Below are 19,737 nucleotides of genomic sequence, written 5' to 3'. Positions count from 1 at the left end.
TCAAAAGGCCGAGATTGCCCCGGCCCCGATTATTCGGCCGCCTCGAGCTTGCCAGCGATCCGCCGCGAACGGCGGCTGAGCGCGTCATATCCTTCCTGCCATTCGGTCGGCCCGTTCGAGGGCGAGACCTGAACTGCAGTGACCTTGTATTCCGGACAGTTCGTCGCCCAGTCGGAGTAGTCGGTGGTGATGACGTTTGCCTGCGTGCCCGGATGGTGGAAGGTGGTATAGACCACCCCCGGCGCAACGCGATCGGTGATCAGCGCCCGCAGCGTAGTATCGCCCGAACGGCTGGCGAGCTTGATCCAGTCACCATCCTTGACGCCACGCTGTTCGGCATCATGCGGATGGATTTCGAGACGATCCTCCTCATGCCAGACGACGTTTTCGGTGCGCCGTGTCTGCGCGCCGACATTGTACTGCGACAGAATGCGGCCGGTGGTGAGCAGCAGCGGAAAGCGCGGGCCGGTACGCTCGTCCGTCGCCACATATTCGGTGCGGATGAACTTGCCCTTGCCGCGCACGAACCCGTCCACATGCATGATCGGCGAGCCTTCCGGGAATTTTTCGTTACACGGCCACTGCACCGAGCCTCTGCTCTCCAGATAGTCATAGGAAACGCCGGCAAAGCTCGGTGTCGTCGCCGCGATTTCATCCATGATCTGCGACGGGTGCGTATAGTTCCAGTTCAGCCCCATGGCCTGAGCCAGCTTCTGGGTGACCTCCCAATCCGAATAGCCGTTTTTCGGCGACATGACCTTGCGCACACGATTGATGCGGCGTTCGGCATTGGTGAAGGTTCCGTCCTTTTCGAGGAAGGTGGAACCCGGCAGGAAGACATGCGCGTAGTTTGCCGTCTCGTTCAGGAACAGGTCGTGCACGACAACACATTCCATAGCGGCAAGACCGGCTGAAACATGCTTGGTGTCCGGGTCCGACTGGAGGATGTCTTCGCCCTGAATGTAGATGCCCTTGAAACTACCATCGACGGCTGCATCCAGCATGTTGGGGATGCGCAGCCCCGGCTCGTTGTTGAGGGTAACACCCCAGAGCTTTTCGAATATTTCCCGGGTGGCATCGTCGGATATATGACGATAACCGGGAAGCTCATGCGGGAAGGAACCCATGTCGCAGGAACCCTGCACATTGTTCTGGCCACGCAACGGATTGACGCCGACACCAAGGCGACCAATGTTGCCGGTCGCCATGGCAAGATTGGCAATCGCCATGACGGTCGTGGAACCCTGGCTGTGTTCGGTAACGCCAAGCCCGTAATAGATTGCGCCATTGCCGCCCTTGGCAAACAGCCTGGCGGCACCGCGCAGCTCATCGGCGGGAACGCCGGTAAAGCTTTCTGTTTCCTCCGGGCCATGCTGCGGTTCGGCCACGAACGCGGCCCAGTCCTCGAATTCCGACCAGTCGCAACGCTCGCGGATGAAGGCCTCGTCGAACAATCCTTCGGTAACGATGACATGGGCAAGGGCTGTCAGCACCGCAACATTCGTTCCGGGCTTCAGCGGCAAATGGAACGACGCCTCCACATGCGGCGTGCGAACGAGATCGATGCGGCGCGGATCGATGACGATCAGCTTGGCGCCCTGGCGCAGCCGCTTCTTCAGGCGTGAGCCGAACACCGGGTGCCCGTCCGTCGGGTTGGCGCCGATGACGAGGACAACATCCGAATGTTCGACGGAATCGAAATTCTGCGTTCCGGCAGAGGTGCCGAACGCCTGCCCCAACCCGTACCCCGTCGGCGAATGACAGACGCGGGCGCAGGTATCTACATTGTTGTTGCCGAAACCGGCACGGATGAGCTTCTGGACCAGAAAGGTCTCTTCATTGGTGCAGCGAGAAGAGGTGATACCGCCGATGGATTCGCGGCCATAGGTTCCCTGAATGCGCTGGAATTCGGAGGCGACATGGGCAAACGCCTCGTCCCACGTCACTTCGCGCCACGGGTCGCTGATCTTTTCGCGGACCATCGGGTTGAGAATACGGTCGCGGTGGCTGGCATAACCATAAGCAAAGCGACCCTTGACGCAGGAATGGCCACGGTTTGCCTGACCGTCCTTCCACGGCACCATGCGAACCAGCTCTTCGCCACGCATTTCCGCCTTGAACGAGCAGCCGACACCGCAATAAGCGCAGGTGGTGACCAGCGAATGTTCCGGCTGGCCGATGTCGATCACCGATTTTTCAGTCAGCGTCGCCGTCGGACAGGCCTGCACGCAGGCGCCGCAGGAAACGCATTCGGAATCAAGAAATGCCTCGTGGGCGCCGGGCGAAACGCGGCTTTCGAAGCCGCGCCCTTCGATCGTCAACGCGAACGTTCCCTGAACTTCCTCACAGGCGCGCACGCAGCGTGAACAGACGATGCACTTTGACGGATCGTAGGTGAAATACGGGTTGCTCTCGTCCTTGGGCATCCAGTTGGCGTTGAGGTCGCCATCGCCGGCACGGGCCTTCACATGGTTGTCGCCATCATAGCCGTAACGCACGTCACGCAGGCCGACGGCGCCGGCCATATCCTGCAATTCACAGTCGCCATTTGCGGCGCAGGTGAGACAGTCGAGCGGGTGGTCGGAGATATAAAGCTCCATCACGCCCTTGCGGATCTGCTTCAGGCGTTCCGTCTGGGTGTGGACGACAAGACCGGCCGCCACTGGCGTGGTGCAGGAAGCGGGGGTGCCATTGCGGCCCTCCACCTCGATGAGACAGAGGCGACAGGAACCGAAGGCATCGACCATATCGGTGGCGCAGAGTTTGGGAACATCGATGCCCGCTTCTCTCGAAGCACGCATGATCGACGTTCCCGCCGGCACGGTGATCTCGCGGCCGTCTATCGTTAGCGTGACCATCTCTGTCGAGGTGGATTTTGGTGTTCCGTAGTCGATTTCAGATATAAGGGCCATGGTCTTACTCCGCCGCTTCGACACGTGGGATGGGTGCAAAATCCTGCGGGAAGTGCCTGAGCGCGCTCATCACGGGATAAGGCGTGAAACCGCCTAGCGCGCAGAGCGAACCGAACTTCATGGTTTCGCAGAGATCCTCAAGCAGCGCCGTATTTCGCTCTGCTTCTATTCCAAGGGAAATCTTGTCGACCGTCTCGACACCGCGTGTCGAACCGATCCGGCATGGCGTACACTTTCCACAACTTTCGACGGCACAGAATTCCAGGGCAAAACGCGCCTGGCGCAGCATATCGGCGGTGTCGTCAAAGACGACGATGCCGGCGTGACCGATCAGGCCGCCTGCGGCGGTAAATGCCTCGTAGTCGAACAGCGTATCAAACAGCGACACCGGGAAATAAGCGCCCAATGGGCCGCCGACCTGAACCGCCTTGACCGGCCGGCCAGTAATGGTACCGCCGCCGATCTCGTTGACCAATTGCCCGAGCGGCAGACCGAAAGCGGTCTCGTAAAGCCCGCCATGTCTGATGTTTCCGGCAAGCTGGATCGGGATTGTGCCGTGCGAACGACCAATGCCGAAATCCCGGTAGAACGCCGCGCCGCGATCCATGATCACAGGGATCGAAGCGAGAGAAATGACATTGTTGACTACCGTCGGCTTGCCGAACAGCCCCTGCAGGGCGGGAAGCGGCGGCCTGGCGCGCACCGTGCCGCGCTTGCCTTCGAGACTGTTGAGCAGCGAGGTTTCCTCACCGCATACATAGGCTCCGGCGCCCATGCGCACCTCGAGATCGAACGCGCGACCCGAACCCAGCACAGACGCGCCGAGAACCCCTTCTCGCCGGGCAATGTCGATGGCTTTTTCCATCGTCCTAACGGCATGGGGATATTCGGAGCGGGTGTAGATGTAGCCCTTCGTTGCACCAACCGCGAGGCCGGCAATGGCCATGCCCTCGATAAGGACAAAGGGATCACCTTCCATGATCATGCGGTCAGCAAAGGTGCCGCTGTCGCCCTCATCCGCATTGCAGACAATGTATTTCTGACCGGCGGTGGCATCCGCCACGGTTTTCCACTTGATACCGGTCGGAAAACCGGCGCCACCCCGTCCGCGAAGGCCGCTATCGGTGACCTGTTTGACGATCTCCGAGGGGGTGAGTGCAACGGCTCTCTCCAGCCCCTTCATGCCCTTGTTGGCACGGTAGTCTTCCAGCGAAAGCGGATCGGTCACGCCGCAGCGCGCAAACGTCAGGCGCGTCTGATTCTTCAGGAAAGGGATTTCTTCCGTCAGCCCAAGACAGAGCGCATGATCGCCGCCATCAAGAAAATCCGCATCGAACAGCCCGGAAACATCAGAAGCTTTGACCGGACCATAAGCAACGCGGCCATGATGGGTGTCGACCTCTACCAGCACTTCAAGCCAGAGCAGGCCGCGCGAACCGTTGCGGACAAGGCGAATATCAAGATTGCGGGCCGCGGCCTCACCCTGGATTGCTTCGGCAACGCGGTCGGCACCAACGGCGAGTGCTGCGGAATCGCAAGGCACGAAAACGGTCACGCTCATCGACGCACCTCCGCCAGAATGTCGCCAAGACAGTGCTCATCCACTCTGGCATGAACCTCGCCATCCAGCATCAGCGCGGGTGCCTGGGCGCAGAGCCCGAGACAAAAGACCGGCTCGAGTGTGACCGAGCCATCCTTTGCCGTCTGGTGCCAGTCGAGACCAAGTCTCCCCTTGATGGTGTCGGCAAGAGACTCGCAGCCCCTCGACTGGCAAGCCTCGGCCCGACAGAGCTTCAGCACATGGCGCCCGCCGGGATGGTCGCGAAAATCGGGATAGAAGCTCACAACACCATGCACTTCGGCACGCGATACGTTGAGGGCCAGGGCGATCACCTGTTTGACGCTATCAGGCACATAGCCGAATTCTTCCTGCACCCTGTGCAGGATGGGCAGCATTGGCCCTTCCATATGCAGACAGTCGTCAATGATAGCCTGCACACGCGTCGCCTCATCTGCGGCGACAGCACGAATATTCATGAGCCAGTCCTCCCAAACCGACAGGTGGCGGGCGTTTGAACCGGAGGACCTCCACATCCTTATCCGGCGCGCCGCGCTGCCTGATGGCGAAAGAATGGCGAGCGGAGCAAGATCAGGTCAATATCGTCTTTCCGTCAGTCGATAGGAAATTTCTATCAAAAGCGGAGGCCGCGACGCGCAATCGGGCCTCATGCAGCAGTGCGGAAACGAGTGGCGTATGCGGTTCACGATAGGTGGCGATGAGGCCGACAAGATGCTCGGCATCGGGCTCGACAATCGGGATCATTCGGATCTGCTTTGGAAAACCAAACGATTCCGCGATGTTACGCGGCATAATTGAAGCCCATTGTCCGGTTCGGATATGGGAAAACAGTACAATCATCGAATTGGATTCGAGCGTGGGTTTCGCTTCAACACCCGCTTCGGCCATGTGCTTGTTGATAATGCGGCGGTTTTGCATGTCGGAAGTCAATAGGCAAAGCCGAAGACCAGAAACCTGCTTCCAGGTCACGCTCTCTTGATCGGCAAGGGGCGTGCCTGCAGCCGCAATCAGGTGATATCGCTCCGAGTAAAGCGGAACCGTCGTCACCCGGCCCAGAGGTTCGTTGTCGAGATAGGTGATTCCCGCGTCGATTTCGAGATTTTCGATCTGGCTGAGAACCTGCAACGACGTGCGGGAGGTGACGGAAAACGTGACTGCCGGGTGACGCGCCTGAAAGGGTTCGGTGAGCCTGGGCACCATGGCGAGAGCGGTGGGAATGACGGCCAGCCGGATGTGGCCGGCGAGGCCTTTACGCGCGGCGCGCATTTCCTCCCGCATCGTGCGTGTATCGGCAACGATGCGCCTTGCCCATTCGAGCACCCGCTGCCCCTCCGGCGTCAGGCCCTGATATCGGGCCGCGCGCACGACGAGCACGACACCGAGCTGATCTTCCAGTTGCCGGATGGCCGCAGACAGCGTCGGCTGCGAGATGCCGCACTCCTCCGCGGCCCGCCCGAAATGCTCCGCGCGCGCAAGTGCAATGAAAAACTCCAGCTTGTCGATCATCCTGCCTCCCATCCCGCGCGGCCATTCTGCGGACCGGCGCGAAAGCAGACACTAGAGCGAGGCGGGCTTTGTCGCAAACGCCGTGGAGGCGCTTTGCCGCACCCGCGTTTCCTGGTCAGGCGACGAGCTTGGTTTCCTTCACCCGCGGATAATCATAGGCATTGACCTTGGATGTCACGTAACCCGCGCCCACCAGGGCTTCGGCCAGCTTGACGGCGGCCGTGACACCATCGATGACAGGGATGCCGGTTGCCTCGCGCAGCCTGTCGCACAGTGCGGACATGCCGGCGCAACCGAGGATGATGGCTTCTGCCGCATCTTCTTTCTTGGCCGCTTCGATTTCACGGATCAACATCGCCTCGGCTGCAAGCGGATCCTCATCAAGACCCAGCACCGGCAGATTGATGGCACGAACCCTGCGGCAATGCCGCTGTGCACCGTAGCTATCGACGAGATCTTCGATAATGGGGATGGAGCGCGGCAGCGTTGTGATGATGGAAAAGCGGCGGCTGATCGTCATCGCCACCTGAATGCCGGCCTGGCAGATGCCGATCACGGGACCACGCGCGACTTCGCGCGCCGCATGCAGGCCCGGATCATCAAAGCAGGCAATGACATAGGCATCGACGCCCAGCCGCTCGCCCTTGCGGATTTCCTCCAGCATGCCGGGAACAGCCAGCGCCTCATCGGCCCCGCCTTCGATACTGACCGGCGTATCGACAGGATTTGCGGCGGAAATCTTCGTATCCGCCTGCCTGACGCGCAAGGCGCTCTCGAGCGCCTGCGCCGTCATCGAGGCGGTTGAGTTCGGGTTGATCAGACGAATATGCATTCAGGTCAGCCTTTCGGGACTGTCACTTGCCATCTGGCTTGATGAAGTCGGTAATGGGTGGCGCCTTCAAGACGAACTGGCGATCCGAGGTAATGTAATTGTCGGCATGGAGGCGTGCGATCGGCTGGTATCGGTCCGGATCGACATAATGCCCCTCCTTGTCGAGGCAGTCCCTGTGGACATGCATGTGCACGACCTCCCCCAGCACCAGCGTCCGGCGCGGATAATCGATCAGACGCTCCACCCGGCACTCGAAGGCGCAGGGCGATTCCGCTGCAAAGCTTGCATCGATCTTGTTGCAGGGCGTCGGCGTCAGCTGCGCCATGGAAAGTTCGTCGACCTCGCTGTCGAAACCGAGGCCGCAGACAAGCATATGTTCGGATATAGTCATATCGACCATGTTGACGACAAACTCGCCGGTGCGGCGAATATTGGCCATCGTGTCCTTCTCCTCGCCATTCAGACGCGGCTGGATTCCGAGAACAACGATGGGCGGATCATGGGAGAAGACGTTGAAAAAGCTCATCGGCGCTGCATTGTTGTGGCCCGCTTCCGAGCGGGTCGTGACAAGCGCTATCGGCCGTGGACCAATAAAATTCGTCAGCAACCGATAGCGGCTCTGTGGCTCAAGCGTGGTGAAGTCGAATTCCATGACGTTGTCCCGTTTATAGTATACAATATTGTTTCATATTGTTGACAATTATGCAACCAAAACCCTGTTGAAACAGTTGACTTTTTCGGCGGCATCACGCTTTTCTAACCCTAATGGAGAGCGAACAAAATGACCGAGCAGAACGGCCAGTCCACACAGCAAATTGTCGAGAAAGTCTGGCTGTCCATCGCTGAGCGGCGGCTGCGTCCCGGCGTGCAGCTGAAGGAAGAACAACTGGCGACAATTTTCAGTGTCAGCCGTGCACGTATCCGTCAGGCCCTGTCCGTTCTGGAGCGCGACGGTCTCGTCACCATCGTTCCCAATCGCGGCGCCTTCGTTTCGAAACCATCGGTCGAAGAAGCCAGAGACGTGTTTTTCGTGCGTCGCACCGTTGAGCAATGTGTCGTTGAACGTCTGTGCAGATCGGCAACCAAGGCCGATCTGAAACGGCTTCGCGACCATGTTGCCAAGGAGCGCGTGGCCAATGCTCACAACATCACCACCGATATCATCAAGCTCTCCGGCGGGTTCCATCTGCTGCTTGCGGAAACGGCCGGTTCCGATTTCCTGTTCACCACCATGCGCGACCTCATTTCTCGTTCCTCCCTCATCACCGCCGTTTACCGCAACACCGACCGCTTCAATTGCGGACCGGACGAGCATGCGGAAATCGTCGATGCGATTGCCAATAACGACCCGGCGAAAGCCACGCATCTGATGACCCACCATCTGGAACATGTGGAAGCGGAACTCGATCTCAGCGAAATCCGCGACCTTTCCCACGATCTGCGCGCCGCACTCGCCTGACCCGACGGTCAGACGAGTTCTCTTTCCTTCACAACCCGCTCTTCTTCGTCCGCCACCAGATGGCAGGCGACACGTGTGCCGCCGGCAAGCGTGCGCACCTTTGGCACCTCCGCCGAACAGCGCGCCGTTGCAAGCGGGCAACGCGGATGAAACGTGCATCCCGATGGCGGTTTGAGCGGGCTTGGAACTTCACCGGCAACCAGTTCCCGGTCACGGCGCGGCGCGTCGATATTGGGAATGGTCTGCAGCAGAAGCTGGGTATAGGGGTGACGCGGGCGGGCGAACAGCTCCTCCGTGTCGCCCTCCTCCACGATGCGGCCAAGATACATGACCGCGATGCGATCCGACATGTGGCGAACCACGCTCATGTCATGGCTGATGAACAGATAGGTCAGCCCCAACTCGTCCTGAAGGCGTCGCATCAGGTTCAGCACCTGCGCCTGCACCGATACATCGAGTGCCGATGTCGGCTCGTCACAGACCAGAAACTCGGGCTCACTTGCCAAAGCGCGGGCAATGGAGATGCGCTGACGCTGGCCGCCTGAAAATTCATGCGGAAACTTTTCGCCGTCCGAAGCAGACAGACCAACCGTCAGCAACAGTTCCTCCACCCGTTCCATGGTCTCGGCCCGGGTCGCACGAAGTTTCAGTTCGCGGATGGGTTCGGCAATGATATTCTTCACCCGCCAGCGCGGATTGAGCGAGGCATAGGGATCCTGAAAGATCATCTGCGCCGAAAGCGGTGTATCCTTGCGGCCCTTGGCAAAGTGGAAATTACCAGCACTTGGCCGGAACAGCCCGGTCACCAGACGGGCAACCGTGGACTTGCCGCAGCCGCTTTCCCCCACGATGCTGAGACAGCCGCCCGCCGGAACCGTAAAATCGATGTCGTTTACGGCCTGGACGAATTGCCGGGGCTTGCGCTCGATGACCCGATTAAGCCAGGGGGCAGAGACATCGAAGGTCTTGGTGAGGCCCTTGACCGTCAATGCGGGTGTTCTTTGAACCGGCGTGTTCATGCTGTACCTCCTGCATTCATCCAGCAAGCGCTGGCGCCATCACCCACCGCTTCCAGTTCCGGCCGCTCGCGAAGACAGCGCGGTCCTGAGAACCCGCAGCGCGGATTGAAGGCGCATCCGGGCGGGATGGCGTCGAGACGCGGCATGGCACCGTCGATCTGGTTGAGCCGTTCCACTCGCGCGCCGAGCGAAGGAATGGAGGCCATCAGGCCCTGCGTATAGGGGTGCCTAGGCGCATGGAGAACCTGTTCGACCGGCCCCACCTCTATCAGCCTGCCGGCATAAAGCACGGCAACGCGATCGGCTGCCTCGGCAATGACGCCCATATCATGCGTGACCAGCATGACAGCCGTCTGCTTTTCCTTGCAGAGCTTGCGCAGCAGCGAGATGATCTGCGCCTGGATCGACACGTCAAGCGCCGTCGTCGGTTCATCGGCGATGATCAGTTTCGGCGACGCCGCAAGTGCGAGCGCTATGACGACACGCTGGCGCATACCACCGGAGAATTGATGCGGATGGTGATCGACGCGCTCTTCCGGAGATGGAATACCGACATCACGCAAAAGCTGGACTGCGCGTGCCTTTGCGTCCCTTTTCGAAAGCGGCAGATGCTGGCGGATCGTCTCCACAAGCTGCGCGCCGACCGTGAACAGCGGATTGAGTGAGGTGAGCGGATCCTGAAAGATCGCGCCGATTTCCCGGCCACGGATGCTTTCCATCGCCCTGTCATCGAGTTGATCGATACGACGCGACCCAAGCCATATTTCGCCATCCGCGATGCGGCCCGGTTTTTCGAGCAGGCCCTGTATCGCAAGGCCGGTCATGGATTTTCCGGCACCGGACTCCCCGACCACACCGAGGATTTCGCCGGGGCGGATGGAAAGGCTGATATCCGAAAGTGCCGTCACCGTTCCCCGGCGGCCGGGAAACTCGACTTTCAAATTGCGGACATCGATAACCGACTGGTTCATGTTATCCATTGGTATTCACCTCCACCGGGTAGCTCGGGGGGAAGATTTCCGAAACGGGCGGATTGGCCCAGCTTCGCTCGGGATATTTCGCGATCAGCCCATCGAACTGTGCCTGCGCCTGAATGCGGGCGCTCGCCATGTCGATGTTCGCGACCTGTCTTTCCCGCATGGAGAGACGACCATCGACAAACACGGTGCGCGTGATTTTGCCCGAACCGCCAGTGACAATCGTCGTGATCGGATCGAGGCTCGGTGCCATGACCGTGTCATCCAGATCGAAGACCGCGATATCGGCGCGCGCACCCTTGGAAAGATGCCCGAGATCGGAGCGACCCAGCGCCCGAGCGCCGCCGAGCGTGGCGGCGTCGAACAGATCGGCCGAGCGGACCTTATCTGGAGCACCGTCGTTGATGCGGCAGGTTATGAGACCGACAAGCAGGTTCATCAACATGTCGGCGGGCGCCGTATCGGTGCCCATCGCAATGTTTATTCCAAGCTGCCGGCACGCGGAGAAGGACGACAGCGTACTGCCGCTTCTGGCCGACACCAGCGGACAGTGGACGATGGACACGCCATTTTCCGCATAGAGCGCCAGATCTTCCTGCGTCGCATTGGTGGCGTGCGGCGCGATAAGGCGGTCGCTAAGCAGGCCTGCCTTGGCGAGCCACACCGGTGCAGTCGAGCCATGCAGCTTGCGAACCGTGTCGACCTCCATGGTACCCTGCGCCATGTGCAGCCGGAATTTGCAGCCGAGATCACGGGCGGCCGCATCGGTTCTTTCCAGCAGGGTGAGCGTCGATGTTTCAACCCGATCAGGTGCGAGAAGGCCGCGGACGAGATCACCGTACCTTCCGGTCTGCCGTTCGATGAACGACACCGCTTCCTTCAGCCCCTGAAGACCTCGTTCCTCGTCGAACACTGGCACCATGCGCCCCGGCTCTTCCAGCACCATGCCGCCGGAGCGGAAGGCGGGGCTGAGATAGACCCGGAGACCAAGTTCGCCGGCAGCATCGGCCGCAGCCTCGAATTCAGCGACCGTTTCTCCCCATTCACGATAAAACAGCGAGGCAATGGGTGCCGCCGTGGTGATGCCGTTGAGGAGAAGCTGGCCAAAGGCGAAACGTTTCTGGAAGGCAAGCTCCTCCTCGGAATACATCTCGTAAGGACCGGCCTCGACATAGGAGCGCGGCCATACACGGCCCTTCGCCCAGCCGGGGTGATTGTCGATCCCCAAAATAGTCGTATCGAAATCGGAAAGCGCATCGAGGTCGATCAGGCCGGGGCTGATCAGGGCATTGCCGAAATCGACGCGGCGCGCGACCTCGCCCGGAAAGCCATGGCCGACAAAAAGGATTTCGCCGTTCTCGAAAACCACTTCGCCGTTTTTCAACAGCCGGTGAGACCCGTCCTTATGACCGACCACCCAGCTTGCGGTTAGCAGCGTGCGACCGGAGGGCCGTTCACCGAGTGCGATAGACTGTAGCGGATTGCTCATCATGGCGCCTCCACCACCGCCTTGCCGCCTCTGGCGGTCACGCGTCCGCCCTTTACGACCAGCGGCCGCGGCGCGACATCGACAACGGCATGGGCCAATGTTTCGCCGGTCAGCAGCGTGAAGTCTGCGGCACAGCCAACCTCAAGACCGTAATCCTTGAGGCCCATGACATCGGCACCGCCCTGCGAGACGACATGGAGGACATGCGCAAGCTCGATATCCGAGCGCAAGCCGTTCTTCATGCCGATGATCTTGGCCCGGTCGAGCATATCCGGCTGGCCCCAAGGTCCCCAGGTATCGCGAATGCCATCACAACCGCCGCCAACGCGAACGCCGGCTTCCTTCAACCGCATGATCGACGGCACGGTTGCCGAGGGCGCGCCCGTCGTCAGGATCGCCACATCGAGCCGGGCGATTTCATCGATCAGCTTGCCGACCCTGATGTAATCATTCATGCCCAGCGCAAAGGCGTGGCTGATTGCGACCTTGCCTTCCATGCCATTGGCACGAATACGCTCGAAGATCAGCTCCATCGTGAAGGCGCCGAGATCGGCAGCCTCATGCAGATGAATGTCGATCGGCACGCCGTGCCTGACCGCGAGTTGAAAGAGAATATCGAGCTGGCCTTTGGGATCGCGATCGATGCCGCAGGGATCGATGCCGCCAAGGACTTCGCATCCCTGTTTCAGGGCCTCGTCCAGCAACTCCACCGTGCCGGGCATGACCATGACGCCGGACTGCGGGAAGGCAACGACCTCGATGTCGATGATGCCTTTCAGCTTCTCACGTGTTTCCCATATGCCTTCGACAAGCTTCAGGCCGTGGGTCGGATCGATATCCACATGGCTGCGGATATGCGTGCCGCCGTTTGCAGCAAGGCCGATGGCGTGGCGCATGGACTGGCGGTGCGGATCGATACCGATCTGGGTGCGGTTCTCGCGCTCGAAATCGATCCGTCCGCGCAGGATGGCGGCACGGTTGTTCTCATGCCAGGGCATACCCCATGTCGTCTTGTCGAGATGGGTGTGTGCATCGATGAGACCGGGCGCGACGATTGCGCCGTTGCCATCCTCGACCGCCATGCCGGGTTCGGCTTCGAATTTTCCAAAACCGTCAATCTTTCCCTGTCTTACCAGAATATCGCAGGTGTCGCCCGCCATGGGCCTGACGTTGCGGAGCAGAAGATCGTACATGGAACTCACCTCAGTTTCGGATTGAGCGCATCGCGCAGCCAGTCACCCAGAAGGTTGACGGTGACGACGAGCAGGCAGAGCTGGAAAACAGGAAACAACACGATCCACCAGGAACCGGAAAACAGGAACTGGTTGCCGATGCGGATCAGCGTTCCGAGCGACGGCTGGCTGGGTGGCATGCCGATGCCGAGGAACGACAACGTCGCTTCAGTCAGGATCGCCATGCCGAAGTTGAGCGTGGCGGCAACCATGATCGGCGTCAGCGTATTAGGCAGAATATGGTTTGCCATGATGCGGCGCGCGGGAACGCCGATCAGCTTCGCCGCCTGCACATAGTCCTTGCCGGTTTCGACAATCGCCTGGGCACGCACGGTGCGCGCATATTGCACCCAGGCGGAAAGCGCGATGGCGAGAATGAGCACGGCAGATGCGCCGACCTCGCGAAGATTGTCCGGAAGCATCTGTCTGACGACCGTGGAGACGAGAATTGCCACCAGAATTGTCGGAATGGAGAGCGTGATATCGCCGATGCGCATCAGGAGATTATCGGCAAAACCGCCAAAATAACCGGCCACAAGCCCGGCAGTCATGCCGATGACCAGGGAAAGCGCCACCGAGGCGACACCAATGACGATCGATATGCGCGTGCCGTAGAGGATAGCGGAGAGCATATCGCGCCCTTGCGTATCCGTGCCGAGCAGAAAGGGCCATTCGCCGCCCTCCTGCCACACCGGCGGCAGTTCGGCCTTCCACATGTCGAGCGAAGCGCCGTCATAAGGGTTCTGCGGTGCGATCAGGGGCGCGAAAACGGCGGCGAGGATGAGGACTGCAAGGATCAGCGCGCTGATCTTGGCCGATCTGCTGTGGCTGAACGAGCAGTAGAGATCGCTGTTGCGTATGCGCTTGATGAGCGACGGGCGGGCAGCTTTTGCCGTTTGCGGAAGGTCTGTGGCCATGAAACCGGCTCCCTTCGGTTAGCGCGCAGTGCGCAGACGCGGATCGATCACCGCATATGCAATGTCGACGAACGTGTTGAGGACAACGAAGATGAAGGAAATGATGCAGAGATAGGCCGCCATGACGGGGATATCGAGAAACGTCACCGCCTGTATGAACAGCATGCCCATGCCCGGCCACTGAAACACCGTCTCGGTGATGAGCGCAAAAGCGATGAGCGAACCGACATTCATCGTCGTCAGCGTCACAACAGGCATAAGACAGTTGCGCAGCGCATGGCGGAAATATATGCGCCAGCGGGGAATGCCGCGTGCACGGGCGAACTTCACGAAATCGGACCGCAGCACCTCCAGCATCTCAGCGCGGACCAGACGCATGACGAGCGTGATCTGGTAAAGCGAGAGCGCGATGGCAGGCAGAATGAGTGCGGCACGTCCCGATGAGGTGAGCAGGCCGGTGGACCACCAGCCGAGCTGCACGACATCACCGCGACCAAAGGCCGGCGCCCAGCCGAGGCTGACCGAAAAGACAAGAATAAGCAGAATGCCGACAACGAAGCTTGGCAGCGAGACGCCGACAATCGACAGGAATTGCAGGCCCTCCGTATACCACTTTCCGCGCCTGATCGCCGTCAGCACCCCGAGCGGCAAGCCGACGACAAGCGATATGATCGTGGCCACCAGAACCAGTTCCAGCGTGGCTGGAAACCGCTCCGCGATCAGCGGCAGCACCTGCTGGCCGTTGCGATAGGAAACGCCGAAATTGCCCTGAGCGGCATCTTTGACAAACCGCAGATATTGCGTTGGCAGACTGTCGTTAAGACCAAGACGCTCACGCAACGCGGCGCGATCTTCCTGCGATGTCTGCTCCCCCACCATCAGCTCGACGGGGTCTCCGGCAAGCCTGAAAATGAGAAATGCAATAAGCGCGACGGAAAGCATGACCAGAATGGCATTTCCCATACGCTTGATGATGAAAACCAGCATTGTAACCTCTCGGATGCAAACCCGTGGCCAAAAGGCAGGCAGGTTTGCCCATTTTTGCAAGAGACGGGGTACGGGCCGCATGCGCCCGTAACATTGTCAACAATTGCACCGGCAGCGGAGCATTCAGGGAGGCATTCAGCGAAATGCCCAATGCCTCCCTGATAGTCCGGATTACTTGCCGACCTGCGTCAGCCAGTGGCGCGGCTTGTTGTCGGCGCGGAAATCAACGCTCTTGACCTTTCCGAGCATGGCCCAGGCGATGGGCTGCTGGTGCAGCGGAACAAGCATCGTCTCGTCCTTGGCGATTTTCAATGCAGCTTCTTCAAGCGCGAGACGCTTGGTATTGTCCTGCTCGTGTGCTGCCTGATCCACCAGCTTGTCGATCTCGGGGTTAGACCAGCCGCCATAGTTGGATACGCCCATCGCGCCCTTGCGGGTCGACAGGATCTGCGACAGGAACGAGAAGGCATCGAGCGTGGGCTCGTTCGCCCAGCTAAGGTTGAAGACATCGGCCTTGCCACCATTGCGCTTGGGAGATTGTACCGAACGCGGGGCGATGTCGATTGTCGGCTGGAAACCGCCGCGCTTGAGCATGTTGGCAACGCCGGAGCAGATGTCTTCCTCGTTGATGCTTTCGTCATTCATGCAGGTATAGGTGAATGCAAGGTTCTTCATCCCCGCATCGGCAAGCAGCTTCTGCGCCTTTGCCGGATCGGCAGGCTGATAGGTATCAAGCGACTTGGCGTAACCCGCAATCTCAGGCGCAATAAGCGAGCCGGATGGTCTTGCAAGATCGCGCATGACCTTCTTGTTGATGAGATCACGATCGATCGAGGCCTCGAATGCCTGGCGAACGCGAAGATCGTTGAACGGGTTAGGCTTGCCGTCTTCCAGCTTTTCGCGGCGATTGAAGCCGATGAACAGCGTGCGCAGCTCGGTGCGCTTCTTCACCGTGATGTTGGGCGAGGATTCCAGACGCGGCAGATCCTGGATCGGCGCGGAATCGATCAGGTCGATTTCGCCGGAGAGCAAAGCTGCAACGCGGGTTGCGGCCGAGGCAATCGGCACGAATTCGATGCGATCGAGATTGTGTTTTTTCTGATCCCACCAGGAATCGTTCGCGACAAGAACCGTTTTGCTATCGGGAACGCGGCTCTCAAGCTTGAACGGGCCGGTGCCGTTGGTATGCATCGTCGTGTAGCCATCGACCTTGGAAGCGAAGTCGGTCGGCTTTTCGCTGTTGTTATCTTTCAACCACTTGGCGTTGAAGATGAAGATATTGGTGATGTCGTTGAGGAAAAGCGAGGTGGGCGCGGTGACGTTCAGATCGACGGTGTAATCATCGACCTTCTTCACGCCCGCAAAAACCGGAATATTGCCGCGCAATGGCGAGGTGGCATCCGAAGCGCGCGTGAAAGATGTAACGACATCGTCAGCGGTAAACTCAGCACCGTCGTGGAACTTCACGCCTTTGCGCAGGGTGAAACGCCATGTTTTTTCATCAACAAGTTTCCACTCCGTCGCAAGCGCCGGCTCAATCTTGAAGTCCGGCCCGTAACGCACCAGCCCTTCATAGATATGATTGAGAAAGGCGAGGTTGGAGGTGGAAGGCACCGAATACGGATCAAGCGAGTAAAGATCCGCGCGGCCGCCCCAACGCAAGGTTTCTGCGTGTGCGGGAACGGCAATGGCGGCGGCAGCCATGGCGGCCAGAACGAAACTTCTAATTCGGGACATTTGATCCCCCCTTTTTATAAATCATTGGATAGCCGGCAGACCTACCGGCCGGGCAAGGCGGAGTATTGTTTCGCACAGCCGTATTGTCAATAATATTGTTGACAATTATCGTATCCAAAATCGCGAGGTTCTGGATACAAGCTGCACTTCAATGGGGGAGAGGACGAAATGGGAAATTTTCTGCTGCTGCACGGCACGATGGTGACGGTGGATCGTGAAAGACGCATCATCGAGGATTGTGGCCTTGCCATTCAGGGCGACCGTATTGTCGACATCGGTACAGCAGCGGAACTGGCGCCACGTCACACCGACAAGCAGATCATAGATTGCCGGGGAAAACTCATCATTCCCGGCCTCATTGACGCCCATGGCCATGCAGGGCACGCGCTGATCCGCAGCATTGCGGCCGACACCAACGCCATGTGGATGAAGGTCGTGACGCCGACCTACTATCACTACGTCACACGCGATTACTGGTATGCGGACGGCCTGGTCTCCGGCATCGAGCGGCTTCGCGCCGGCGTGACGACAGGTGCCAGCATCATCACCTCGATGCCACGCGCCGACGACCCCGTCTTTGCCATCAACCACGCCCGCGCTTATGACGAGATCGGGCTTCGTGAAATCATCTGCGTTGGACCTTCCGGCCTGCCCTGGCCGCACCCGGTGACCCGATGGGAAAGCGGCTCTCCGGAGCGCCGCAATGTAAGCTTCGAGGAAATGATCGAAGGCAGCGAAGCCACGATCGACGCCCTTAACGGAACGGCAGACGGACGCATCAGTGTTTTTCTGACGCCCTTTACCATCGTTCCCTCGGTGGAACCCTCCAACGCTTCAAGCCCCGACCAGGCGGTGAAACTGACGGAAAACGACCGCATGCAGGCACGCCGAATACGCGAGACGGCCCGGAAAATGGGCGTCAGGCTGCATTCGGATGCATTTGCGGGACAAATCCGCATGGCGTTTCAGGATAAGGAAAATGCGCTTCTCGGCCCGGATATCCACCTCCAGCACTGCTGGGGCATCTCGCATGAAGAAATCGACATTCTGGCGGAAACCGGCACGCGCGTTACCCACGCCCCGCCGGGCCGCTCAACTCCGATCATGGAAATGATGTCCAAGGGGATTCGAGTCGCCATCACCACCGACGGCGCGGCACCCAGCCGTCACTTCGATATGCTCCAGACCGCCCGTCTGGCGCAATTCACGCAGCACCTGCTGCACAATCACGATCGCTACCTTTTGCCGCCGGGCAAGATATTCGAAATGATTACCATCGACGCCGCCCATGCCATCGGCATGGAAGATGAAATCGGTTCGCTCGAAATTGGCAAAAAGGCCGATGTCGTCATCATCGACATGCGCAAGCCACATCTAATGCCGATGTGGATGCCGGTGCACCGTCTCGTGCATCAGGTTCTGGGAAGCGATGTCGACACCGTTTTCGTCGATGGCAAGATGCTGATGGAAAACGGCCGTGTTCTGACGACCGACGTCGATGCGGCTCTCTCCTTTGGACAGGAAGAGGCACTGGCACTCGCCGCCCGCGCGGGTCTTGAAGCGCATATGCATGATCCGGGCTGGGGACGTTTGCTGCGAACCTTCGAAGAGCCAGTGCACCCTCCCCAGCCGCCGGTACCAATGCCTGGCGAGCGATAGCGCAACCTGATCTCCAGGACCGGCAACCCGCCAACCCAGCGACCCGCCCGCAGATGCCCGCAACGACATTGTTGACAAAAATCTGCCGGAACCTTTCTCAAAACAAAATCTCCCCGGCCTGGAGGGGTCCGGGGAGCAAACCTGACATCATGTCAGGAACTTTGACTGGAGCTAGCACTCACCCGCTCAAGAGCGGGGTGGATCTGAGTCATCTAACCCGGTTTGGGCTTTTTTCTTATGGCTATTAGAATGCGCGCTGCAGGCGAACGAAACCGGTCCAGGCTTCAGGCTTGGTGTCGACGTCGAGGTAGTTTGCAGCAACCTTTGCCGAGAGGCCGTCCGTGATCTTGTAGTCAACCGTCAGGCCAGCCTTCCAGGCGTCGTTGTTCGAGAATTTGTCGAACGAGACGAGGCCGTAGCCACTGTAGTACTGAAAGCCGGGGGTGATCTTCAGCTTGTCGGTTGCGTTGATGGCGTATTCGGCAGCAACAGCCCACTCGGAAGCATTGTAGTAAGCGTTTGCGCCGGAAGCCCAAACACCAGACAGGCCAAACGTGCCAGGACCAACACCAGCTGTTGCGATCAGGCGAACAGAGCCGTTTTCGCGGTCAGTGTCATAACCACCGATGAGCTGAAGAGAGACGCTATCGATCTTCGCGCCAGCGCCAACAACGACGCCGACATTGTTACTTGTGTTGTTGTTCTTGTTAAACGTGCCGACCGCGATACCTTCGAGTTCGTCAACCGAGACACCAGCCCAGAAAGAACCCGCTTCATAGCTGTAACGAACGGAATTGAACAAAGCGTTGGTCGCCACATCGTCCGTTTCACCGGAGAGACCATCATCCCACCAGCTCAGGAACTTACCGACCTTCAGGCCGGCGATTTCGATAAAGGCCTGATGAACGAAAACTGCGGATCCCTTGTCGCTGGAACCAGAAGTGGTGGAAGCAGCGGCAGAACCGGTATCAGCATCACCACGCAGGCCGATGAAGCCACGCAGAGCGCCGAGTTCAGTGTCGGTACGGGTGTCAACTTCGAACTGGGCGCGCGTGAATGCGTCCCAATCAGACTTGCCAGCCTTGTCACGGCCGAAGTCGGTCTGGAAGCGAACGTAGCCCTGGAACTTCAGGCAGGTTTCGGTGCCGGGGATGTAGAAGAAGCCGGTGCCGAAGGCGTCGCAGACGCGAACATATTCCATGGGCTCGGGTTCGGCAGCGACGATAGCGTCAGCGGCCTGTGCGCCGGATACTGCTGCGAGAGCGGCAGCGGAGCCGATGAGGAGGCTCTTGATGTTCATTTTTAATCTCCAGTCAAAAATTTTTCAACGAATGCGCAAAACCGAGGGCTGGTCTTTTCCCTGCCGCCCACTTCTCTGCGCTGATTCAGCAAATGGCAGAAATTACGGGAGACTCGCAATTCAAATCTAAAG

General features: G+C 59.4%; 16 protein-coding genes. 2 read left to right on the top strand and 14 right to left on the bottom strand.

Features of this window, described 5'->3' with window-relative positions:
• Positions 1 to 29: 29 nt before the first annotated feature.
• The 6 genes from fdhF to ACQZ45_RS15425 all read right to left on the bottom strand — a co-directional run bounded on the left by fdhF (position 30) and on the right by ACQZ45_RS15425 (position 7,481).
• Positions 30 to 2,912, bottom strand: coding sequence for a formate dehydrogenase subunit alpha (gene fdhF / locus ACQZ45_RS15450; protein ID WP_065705596.1), 2,883 nt, complete (start codon positions 2,910 to 2,912; stop codon positions 30 to 32).
• A 4-nt stretch (positions 2,913 to 2,916) separates the two neighbouring features.
• A complete protein-coding gene (locus ACQZ45_RS15445) occupies positions 2,917 to 4,473 on the bottom strand; it encodes a formate dehydrogenase beta subunit (protein ID WP_448742346.1) in 1,557 nt (518 codons plus the stop codon).
• Complete coding sequence (locus ACQZ45_RS15440) at positions 4,470 to 4,949, bottom strand: formate dehydrogenase subunit gamma (protein WP_448742345.1); 480 nt, start codon at positions 4,947 to 4,949, stop codon at positions 4,470 to 4,472. Before ACQZ45_RS15440 ends, ACQZ45_RS15445 begins: the two co-directional genes overlap by 4 nt.
• Positions 4,950 to 5,061: 112 nt before the next feature.
• Positions 5,062 to 5,997 (bottom strand): LysR family transcriptional regulator, encoded by a 936-nt coding sequence (locus ACQZ45_RS15435; protein WP_004431358.1) that lies wholly within the window; start codon positions 5,995 to 5,997, stop codon positions 5,062 to 5,064.
• 115 nt (positions 5,998 to 6,112) lie between these two features.
• Positions 6,113 to 6,829, bottom strand: coding sequence for an aspartate/glutamate racemase family protein (locus ACQZ45_RS15430; RefSeq protein WP_065661919.1), 717 nt, complete (start codon positions 6,827 to 6,829; stop codon positions 6,113 to 6,115).
• Between the two features lie 22 nt (positions 6,830 to 6,851).
• Positions 6,852 to 7,481, bottom strand: a complete 630-nt coding sequence (locus ACQZ45_RS15425) for a flavin reductase family protein (RefSeq protein WP_004431356.1) — start codon at positions 7,479 to 7,481, stop codon at positions 6,852 to 6,854.
• Between the two features lie 129 nt (positions 7,482 to 7,610).
• Between ACQZ45_RS15425 and ACQZ45_RS15420 the strand changes: the two genes are divergently transcribed.
• Positions 7,611 to 8,288, top strand: coding sequence for a GntR family transcriptional regulator (locus ACQZ45_RS15420; RefSeq protein WP_065705601.1), 678 nt, complete (start codon positions 7,611 to 7,613; stop codon positions 8,286 to 8,288).
• 8 nt (positions 8,289 to 8,296) lie between these two features.
• On the opposite strand, the gene ACQZ45_RS15415 is transcribed toward ACQZ45_RS15420, so the two are convergent.
• From ACQZ45_RS15415 to ACQZ45_RS15385, 7 genes are all read right to left on the bottom strand, one after another.
• The gene (locus ACQZ45_RS15415) at positions 8,297 to 9,307 is read right to left on the bottom strand and encodes an ABC transporter ATP-binding protein (protein ID WP_065705603.1); all 1,011 of its coding nucleotides are present in this window, start codon (positions 9,305 to 9,307) and stop codon (positions 8,297 to 8,299) included.
• The gene (locus ACQZ45_RS15410; RefSeq protein WP_065705605.1) at positions 9,304 to 10,287 is read right to left on the bottom strand and encodes an ABC transporter ATP-binding protein; all 984 of its coding nucleotides are present in this window, start codon (positions 10,285 to 10,287) and stop codon (positions 9,304 to 9,306) included. Before ACQZ45_RS15410 ends, ACQZ45_RS15415 begins: the two co-directional genes overlap by 4 nt.
• Positions 10,280 to 11,773, bottom strand: coding sequence for an amidohydrolase family protein (locus tag ACQZ45_RS15405; protein ID WP_065705607.1), 1,494 nt, complete (start codon positions 11,771 to 11,773; stop codon positions 10,280 to 10,282). The genes ACQZ45_RS15410 and ACQZ45_RS15405 overlap by 8 nt, the downstream gene beginning before the upstream one ends.
• A complete protein-coding gene (locus tag ACQZ45_RS15400) occupies positions 11,773 to 12,966 on the bottom strand; it encodes an amidohydrolase family protein (protein WP_065705609.1) in 1,194 nt (397 codons plus the stop codon). The genes ACQZ45_RS15405 and ACQZ45_RS15400 overlap by 1 nt, the downstream gene beginning before the upstream one ends.
• Positions 12,967 to 12,971: 5 nt before the next feature.
• Positions 12,972 to 13,922, bottom strand: coding sequence for an ABC transporter permease (locus ACQZ45_RS15395; protein WP_448742344.1), 951 nt, complete (start codon positions 13,920 to 13,922; stop codon positions 12,972 to 12,974).
• 18 nt (positions 13,923 to 13,940) lie between these two features.
• On the bottom strand, positions 13,941 to 14,909 hold the full coding sequence (locus ACQZ45_RS15390) for an ABC transporter permease (protein ID WP_004431345.1): 969 nt from the start codon (positions 14,907 to 14,909) through the stop codon (positions 13,941 to 13,943).
• Between the two features lie 171 nt (positions 14,910 to 15,080).
• A complete protein-coding gene (locus ACQZ45_RS15385) occupies positions 15,081 to 16,646 on the bottom strand; it encodes an ABC transporter substrate-binding protein (protein WP_112493222.1) in 1,566 nt (521 codons plus the stop codon).
• A gap of 168 nt (positions 16,647 to 16,814) precedes the next feature.
• Between ACQZ45_RS15385 and ACQZ45_RS15380 the strand changes: the two genes are divergently transcribed.
• Complete coding sequence (locus ACQZ45_RS15380; protein ID WP_112175604.1) at positions 16,815 to 18,305, top strand: amidohydrolase family protein; 1,491 nt, start codon at positions 16,815 to 16,817, stop codon at positions 18,303 to 18,305.
• A 244-nt stretch (positions 18,306 to 18,549) separates the two neighbouring features.
• On the opposite strand, the gene ACQZ45_RS15375 is transcribed toward ACQZ45_RS15380, so the two are convergent.
• Positions 18,550 to 19,605, bottom strand: coding sequence for a porin (locus ACQZ45_RS15375; RefSeq protein ID WP_448742343.1), 1,056 nt, complete (start codon positions 19,603 to 19,605; stop codon positions 18,550 to 18,552).
• Between the last annotated feature and the right edge of the window lie 132 nt (positions 19,606 to 19,737).

Source organism: Agrobacterium sp. 16-2014-1-2a, assembly GCF_053522705.1.
The sequence above is the reverse complement of the archived record's forward strand: the minus strand, read 5'-3'. Positions and strand labels throughout refer to the sequence as shown.